Genomic DNA, 7,367 nt, shown 5'->3' with positions numbered 1-7,367 from the left:
GGCCTGCGGGCTCAGCGCGTCGTTCAGATCATAATGTTTGGTGATGACGCTGCGGAAAAGCTCGCTGCGCATCACTGAGATCTTGTCGACCAGCCCGTTGACGCGGACCGACAGATTCTGCGCGCTGGCGACGACCGCGTTGATCTCGGCCTTCTCCGAGACAAGCGCGCTGCGCTCGTTGCTGACGATCGCCGGCTCGGGCGGCTGCCCCTGTGCCGGAGGCGGCCCAAGCACTTCGACGCGGGCGTTGATATCGTTGAGGCGCTGGCGGAATGCCAGCGCGCTGGTCAGCGCCGCCCGCGAAATATCCTCGAGCTGCAGGCGGATATCGACCAGCCCCGCATCGTCCTGGTCGGGGTCGCCCAGTCTCTTCTCCAGCCCGTCCGTCTTGGCCGTCAGATCCTGGATGACCTTGGTCTGGTCGGCGATGAGTTGCGCCGAGCCGTGGCCGATCGCCTGCGCCGACGCGTCGAACACCGGCTGCCCTAAGACAGCGACGATGACGACCAAGATCAGGCGCAGCAGGCGGAAAAACATGGCGTTGTGGCGACTCGCGGCCGAAAATCCTCGAAATTCCGCCCTTGATAAAGACCGGTCTATCGGGCGGCAAGCCGTCCCGGTCGCGTCGAGCGGAGTCGGCCTGTCGAAAAGCGATGGCGCAATCTTGGCTTTGCGCTTCCCGCCTGCTCTATAGTCTGCCGCCTCGCATCATAAGGACGATGGGAAGAATGGCCGAATATTCAGCCTTTTCGCTGCTCAAGAATGCGCTGGCCGGCAACAAGGATTGGAAGCCCGCCTGGCGGAAGCCTGACCCCAAGGCTTCCTACGATGTGATCGTCATCGGCGGCGGCGGGCACGGTCTTTCGACCGCCTATTACCTTGCCAAGGAACACGGCATCACCAATGTCGCCGTGCTGGAAAAAGGCTGGCTGGGCTCGGGCAATGTCGGCCGCAACACGACCGCCGTGCGCTCCAACTATCTCTTGCCGCAGAACACCCGCTTCTACGAGCATTCGATGAAGCTGTGGGAGAACCTTTCGCACGACCTCAACTACAATGTCATGTTCTCGCAGCGCGGCTGCCTTAACCTTGCGCACACCCCTGCTCAGCTCGACGATTATGCAAGGCGCGGCAACGCCATGCGCCATCTCGGCGTCGACGCCGAACTGATGAGCGTCGAGCAGATCAAGCGGCTTGTGCCGGCGCTGGATGTCTCCGGTTCGGCGCGCTTCCCGGTGCTTGGCGGGCTGATGCAGCCGCGGGCCGGCACGGCCCGGCACGACGCGGTCGCCTGGGGCTATGCGCGCGGCGCCGACCGCCGCGGCGTCGACATCATCGAGAATTGCGAGGTCACCGGCTTCCTGCGCGACGGCGGCCGCGTCACCGGCGTTTCGACGACGCGTGGCGAAATCCGCGCCAAGAAGGTCGCACTTGCCGTTGCCGGCAGCACCGGTCACGTCATGCAGCTTGCCGGCATTTCGCACATGCCGATCGAAAGCCATGTGCTGCAGGCCTTCGTCTCGGAATCGCTGAAGCCGGTCATCGATACCGTTCTCACCTTCGGCATGGGCCACTTCTACATTTCGCAGTCCGACAAGGGCGGCCTCGTCTATGGCGGCGACCTCGACGGCTACAACAGCTACGCCCAGCGCGGCAGCCTGCCGATCGTCGATGAGGTGATGAGCGAGATGCTGGCGCTGTTCCCGGGTCTCGCCCGGGTGCGCATGCTGCGTTCCTGGGGCGGGCTGTGCGACATGACGATGGACGGCTCGCCGATCATCACCACCGGCCCGTTGCCGGGCATGTACCTCAATTGCGGCTGGTGCTACGGCGGCTTCAAGGCGACGCCCGCCTCCGGCTGGTGCTTTGCCTATACCATCGCCAAGGACGAGCCGCACGAGTTCAACGCGCCCTTCACGCTCGACCGCTTCTATCGCGGGTTGATCATCGACGACAAAGGCCAGGGCGCGAACCCGCGGCTGCATTAGGGAACCATAATCCCAAAAAGTGGGGACCGGTTTTTGGAAAAGATCATGGTTGAACAAGAAGATACCAGAAAATGCTGATCACCTGTCCCTATTGCGGGCCGCGCGATGTCATCGAATTCACCTATCAGGGCGACGGCAACCGTCAGCGGCCGCAGCCGGCCTCGCAAGATCTCGACGCCTGGAACGCCTATGTCTACGACCGGCTCAATCCGGCCGGCGACCACAATGAGATATGGCAGCATTCCGGCGGCTGCCGTTCGCATCTGAGGGTCGTGCGCAACACCATCACGCATGAGATCCTGAGCACGGCCTTCGCCCGTGGCGGCCACAAATCTGCCGACAACAGGGCGGAGGGCCGTTCGTGAGCCCGCGCCGCACGGAGACCGGCGGCCGCATCGACCGGCTGCGCACCATCCGCTTCACCTTCGACGGCGCGCCTTACACCGGTCATGCCGGCGACACGCTGGCCTCGGCGCTGCTCGCCAATGGCGTGACGCTGTTCGGCCGTTCGTTCAAATACCATCGCCCGCGCGGCCTGCTTTCCGCCGGCGTCGAGGAGCCGAACGCGCTGGTGACGGTGCTGCGCGGCGAGGTGCGCGAGCCGAACATTCCGGCCACCATGGTCGAGATCTATGATGGGCTCGTCGCCGTCAGCCAGAACCGCACGCCGTCGCTCGCCTGGGACATCGGCGCAATCAACCAGCTTGGCGGCAAGATCCTGTCTGCCGGCTTCTACTACAAGACTTTCATGGGGCCGGTGATCGGCCCGTTGAAGGGCACGCGCTTCTGGATGTTCTGCGAGCATTTCATCCGCCGCGCCGCCGGTCTCGGCAAGGCGGGTACCGCCCACGACCCGGCGCGCTACGAACGCATGAACGCGTTTTGCGACGTGCTGGTCGTCGGCTCCGGTCCGGCCGGCCTGATGGCGGCCAAGGCCGCCGCCGACCAGGGCGCCCGGGTCATCCTCGCCGATCTCGAAGCCCATTTTGGCGGCTCCGCCAACTGGTCGGGCGAAACCATCGACGGCATGCCTGCCGCCGACTGGGCCCAGCGTATGGCCGCGCAGCTCGCAGGCAACGACAATGTGCGCCTTTTGCCGCGCACGACGGTGTGGGGCTATTACGACGGCAACACGTTGGCCGCGCTTGAACGGGTGACCGACCACAAGGAAGTCGCCGCCAAGGGCGAGCCGCGCCAGCGCTACTGGGCGATCCGCGCGGGCACGGTGGTGCTCGCCACCGGCTTCTTCGAACGGCCGCTGGTGTTCCCGGGCAATGACCGCCCAGGCGTGATGCTCGCGCACGCCGCCGAGCGCTATGTCAATGAGTATGGTGTGCTGCCGGGACAGCGCGTCGCGCTCTTCACCAACAACGACAGCGCCTACCGCTCGGCCGTCGCCCTGAAGAAGGCTGGCGCCGCGGTCGTCGCCATCATCGATGTCCGCAGCGATGTCTCGAACGAGATGCGCCGGCTGGCGAGCGATGCGGAAGCCGAGCTGCTTGCCGGTCACGCCGTGGTCGCGACCGAGGGCGGGAAGGCGCTCACCGGCCTTAAGGTGCAGCGCTTCGACGCCATGAGCGGTTCGCTCAGCGGCGACGAGCGCAGCATCCACGCCGAGAGCCTTCTGATGTCGGGCGGCTGGTCGCCGACCATCCACCTCGCCAGCCAGGCCGGCGCGAAAGCCGAGTGGGACCCTGCCAGGCAAGCTTTCCTGCCGCCGAAGCCGACGCAGCGCTGGATCGGCGCCGGCGCCTTCACCGGCAGTTTTTCGACAGCGGAGGCAATCGCGGAAGGTCGCGCCGCCGGTCTCCAGGCGGCCGGCGGTACGGCTTCATCCGGTCCCCTGCCCGTCGTCGAGGCGGCTCCGGGCGATCCCGATCCGGCTCCGGTCTTCGAGATCAGGGCCAAGGGCAAGAGCTTTGTCGACTTCCAGCACGACGTCACCGCCGAGGACGTGCGGCTGGCGCATCGCGAAGGCTTCGTCTCGGTCGAGCATCTGAAGCGCTACACCACGCTCGGCATGGCGACCGACCAGGGCAAGAACTCCAACGTGCCGGGTCTCGCCATCATGGCCGAGGCGCTCGGCAAGCCTATCCCCGAAGTCGGCACGACCCGCTTCCGCCCGCCTTACACGGCGGTATCGATCGGCTCGCTGGCGGCAGAGCGCTTCGGCGACCTCAAGCCCGAGCGGCTGACCCCGATGCATGACTGGCACATCGCCAATGGCGCAAGGATGTATTCGGCCGGCCTCTGGTACCGCCCGATGATCTATGGCCTCCCCGGCGAGACGGTCGAGCAGGCCTATGTGCGGGAAGCAAGCGCCACGCGCGACAGCGCCGGCATCGTCGACGTCTCGACGCTGGGCAAGATCGCGGTGCAAGGGCCGGACGCGGCCGAGTTCCTCGACCGCGTCTACACCAACATGTTTTCCACTTTGGCCGTCAGCAAGGCGCGCTACGGCCTGATGCTGCGCGAGGATGGACTGGCCTTCGACGACGGCACCACCTGGCGGCTCGGCGAGCAGGATTTCCTGATGACAACCACCACCGCCAATGCCGGCAAGGTGATGCAGCATCTGGAATATTTCCTCGACGTCATCTGGCCGGAGCTGAAGGTCACCGTCACCTCCGTCACCGACGAGTGGGCCGGGGCAGCGATCGGCGGCCCGAACGCGCGCGCCATCCTTGCCGCTTGCGTCACAGGCACTGCCGTCGACAATGCCACCCTGCCCTTCATGGGCATCGTCCATGGCCGGATTGCCGGCGTGCCGGTGATGATCTGCCGGCTGTCCTTTTCCGGCGAAATGGCATTCGAGGTCTATTCCGGCGCCGGTTACGGCACCCTCGTCTGGGAAGCCTTGATCGAGGCCGGCAAGCCTTTTGGCCTTGTCACCTACGGGCTCGAGGCGCTGGGCACGATGCGCATCGAGAAGGGCCATGTCACCGGCGCCGAGATCGACGGCCGCACCACCGCGCGCGACCTCCATCTCGACTGGATGCTGTCGAAGAAGAAGCCCTTCATCGGCTCGGCCATGATGGACCGCGAAGGCCTGATTGCCCCCGACCGGCTCGAGCTGGTCGGGCTGATCGCCCTCGACAACCGAGCCCTCAACGGCGGCGGACATATCGTCGAGGAACTGGACGAAGCCAATCCGCACGATTCGCTCGGCCACATCACCGCCTGCTGTTACTCACCGGCGCTGGGCAAATATATCGCGCTCGCCCTGGTCAAGGGCGGCAAGGCGCGGCACGGGACCCGCGCCTTCGTCTCGGATCCGCTGCGCAACCGGTTCGGGCCGGTCGAGATCGTCTCCAACCATTTCTACGACCCGGACGGGAGCCGCATGCATGGCTGAGCAGCATTTGCCCGAACGCCAGTCGCCGCTAGAGCCGGAGTATCATCCCGGCTCGCACGGCAATTTCGAACATGGCGTCGACGTCATCCTGTCCGAGACGCGGCCGGGCTCGATCCTGCAGCTTGCCGCCTGGCCGGGCGAAGAGAAGCGGTTGATCGAAGCCATCCGCAAGGTCACCGGTCTCACTCTGCCTGACGGCGCTGGCGGCGGCACAAGCAGCGGCGCCCGTGCCGTTTTCGGCTTCGCGCCGGGGAAATTCACCGTGGTCGACGAAGCCGAAGGACTGGCTGCGGCCTTCGCCGGCGTCATCACGCCGGCCATCGGCACGCTCACGGACCTGTCGCATGGCCGCACCGCGATCCGCATCGCCGGCCCGAAGGCCGAATGGGTGATGGCGAAGTTTTTTGCCATCGACTTCGCCTTGCCGGCCTTCCCGCTCGGCGCCGGCCGCTCGACCAACCATCACGACATCTTCGCCCAGATCCAGCGCACAGGCGCCGACCAGTTCGACATCTACGTCTTCCGCTCCTTCGCGCGGTCGTTCTGGAAGGCCTTGTGCCACGCCAGCGAAGAGGTCGGCTATGAGGTGCAGTAGAGCATCCAAGGTGTGTTGAGATTCAGGTGAGGCCGTGCCGAAAGTGGCGGATTCCGAGAACCGAAGCGGAGCGTACTAAAGTACGTGAGCACCGGAAGCGCAGGAAGCTGCCATTTGCAGGCCGGCCTCACCTGAATCTCAACACACCTTTGGTTCAGCCGCTATCTGGCACTACGAACGGCTCCAACTGCTGCTTGAGCGTTGGGCCAGCAGGCGCGATAGGTAAGGAATCACGGGCGTTTGCCAAGGCAGACGCCCGCTCAGGCAACCAGTTCGACCATACCCTTCCATGACTGTTGAGACTTCGGCGATGGCCAGGACCCGCTTTGCTCCGGCGGAGGGTCCGTCGATGTTGTTGCCGGCAACCGTCGCTTGCGGCGTGTTCATGACGAGCCTCGACCAGAATGTCGTGGTCACGGCGCTGCCGGGCATCGGCGAGAGCCTCGACCGCCCGCCAAGCCAGCTTGGCCTTTTGATCACCGTTTATGTCGCCAGCCTCATCGTCACCATGCCGCTCGGCGGCTGGCTGGCCGACCGCTTCGGCCTGCGCAACGTCTATTGCTTCGCCCTGCTCGTCTTCGCCAGCGCCTCGGCGCTGTGCGGCCTTTCGGAAAACATCTGGATGCTGGTCGGCTCGCGCGCCCTGCAGGGCTGCGGCGGCGCGCTGATGGGCACGCTCGGCCAGGTCGTGATCCTGTCGAGCTTCCCGCGCGACCGTACGCTCAAGATCAACATGTATATTTCGCTCGCCGGCCAGTCCGGGCCGCTGGTCGGCCCGCTGGTCGGCGGCGCGCTGACCACCTATGTCTCGTGGCGCTGGATCTTCTACATCAACATCCCGATCGCGCTGACCGCGGCGCTGCTAGCCGCCTCGCTGTTTCCGTCAACGACCAAGCCTGTCCGCACGCCGTTCGATTTTCCGGGCTTCCTGCTCGTCGGCAGCGGTATGGGCCTTCTGATCTTCGGCATGGACTCACTTGCCGCGAAGGATGCCGCGGGCAGCCTGATCGGCATCGAGCTCGGCCTGGCGATCATCATCCTGGCGGTTGCCGCTTTCTACTGCCTGCGCGCCCGCAACCCGCTGCTCGACCTCAACCTGCTGCGCATCCGCACCTTCCGCATCTCCTTCCTTACCGGCGGCAGCCTCGACACGATCGGCCTCAGCTCCGTGGTCTTCCTGCTGCCGCTGATGTTCCAGCTCGGCTTCGGCATGAGCGCCGTGCAGGCCGGCTCGCTGACCTTCGTCGCCGCGATCGGATCCCTGATCATGCGCTTCTTCATGCCGCGCCTTCTGAACCGGCTCGGCTTCAGGCGCGTGCTGGTCACCAACACCCCGATTGTCGCCTTGCTGGTCGCGGGCTTTGCCCTGGTGCAGGAGAGCCTGCCGGCCTGGATCGTGCTAGCCTACATTTTTGGTTTCGGCGTCTTC

General features: G+C 65.4%; 5 protein-coding genes and 1 pseudogene. 5 read left to right on the top strand and 1 reads right to left on the bottom strand.

All coding sequences use genetic code 11. From position 1 onward, the window contains the following. Window positions 1–537: pseudogene (locus tag EOA24_RS21515) on the bottom strand (mechanosensitive ion channel family protein); the annotation flags it as partial. A 191-nt stretch (window positions 538–728) separates the two neighbouring features. Here EOA24_RS21515 and EOA24_RS21510 point away from each other — a divergent pair. From EOA24_RS21510 to EOA24_RS21490, 5 genes are all read left to right on the top strand, one after another. Next, the gene (locus EOA24_RS21510; protein ID WP_126082154.1) at window positions 729–1,988 is read left to right on the top strand and encodes a sarcosine oxidase subunit beta; all 1,260 of its coding nucleotides are present in this window, start codon (window positions 729–731) and stop codon (window positions 1,986–1,988) included. A gap of 71 nt (window positions 1,989–2,059) precedes the next feature. Continuing rightward, a complete protein-coding gene (locus EOA24_RS21505; protein WP_126082153.1) occupies window positions 2,060–2,353 on the top strand; it encodes a sarcosine oxidase subunit delta in 294 nt (97 codons plus the stop codon). After that, complete coding sequence (locus tag EOA24_RS21500) at window positions 2,350–5,343, top strand: sarcosine oxidase subunit alpha (RefSeq protein ID WP_126082152.1); 2,994 nt, start codon at window positions 2,350–2,352, stop codon at window positions 5,341–5,343. Before EOA24_RS21505 ends, EOA24_RS21500 begins: the two co-directional genes overlap by 4 nt. A 7-nt stretch (window positions 5,344–5,350) precedes the next feature. Next, entirely contained in the window at window positions 5,351–5,938 is a 588-nt protein-coding gene (locus EOA24_RS21495; RefSeq protein WP_126083764.1) for a sarcosine oxidase subunit gamma, read from the top strand. A 349-nt stretch (window positions 5,939–6,287) separates the two neighbouring features. Then, window positions 6,288–7,367, top strand: a 1,080-nt coding sequence (locus EOA24_RS21490) for an MFS transporter (protein ID WP_245501827.1), incomplete at its 3' end; no start/stop codon positions are given.

Source organism: Mesorhizobium sp. M2A.F.Ca.ET.039.01.1.1 (assembly GCF_003998035.1).
Lineage (GTDB): Bacteria > Pseudomonadota > Alphaproteobacteria > Rhizobiales > Rhizobiaceae > Mesorhizobium.
This window is presented reverse-complemented; position numbering and strand designations above follow the sequence as displayed.

Bases quoted from the DNA above. Each gene is read 5' to 3' on its own strand.
- EOA24_RS21510 (WP_126082154.1), top strand. From the start codon at position 729: ATGGCCGAATATTCAGCCTTTTCGCTGCTCAAGAATGCGCTGGCCGGC.
- EOA24_RS21505 (WP_126082153.1), top strand. From the start codon at position 2,060: ATGCTGATCACCTGTCCCTATTGCGGGCCGCGCGATGTCATCGAATTC.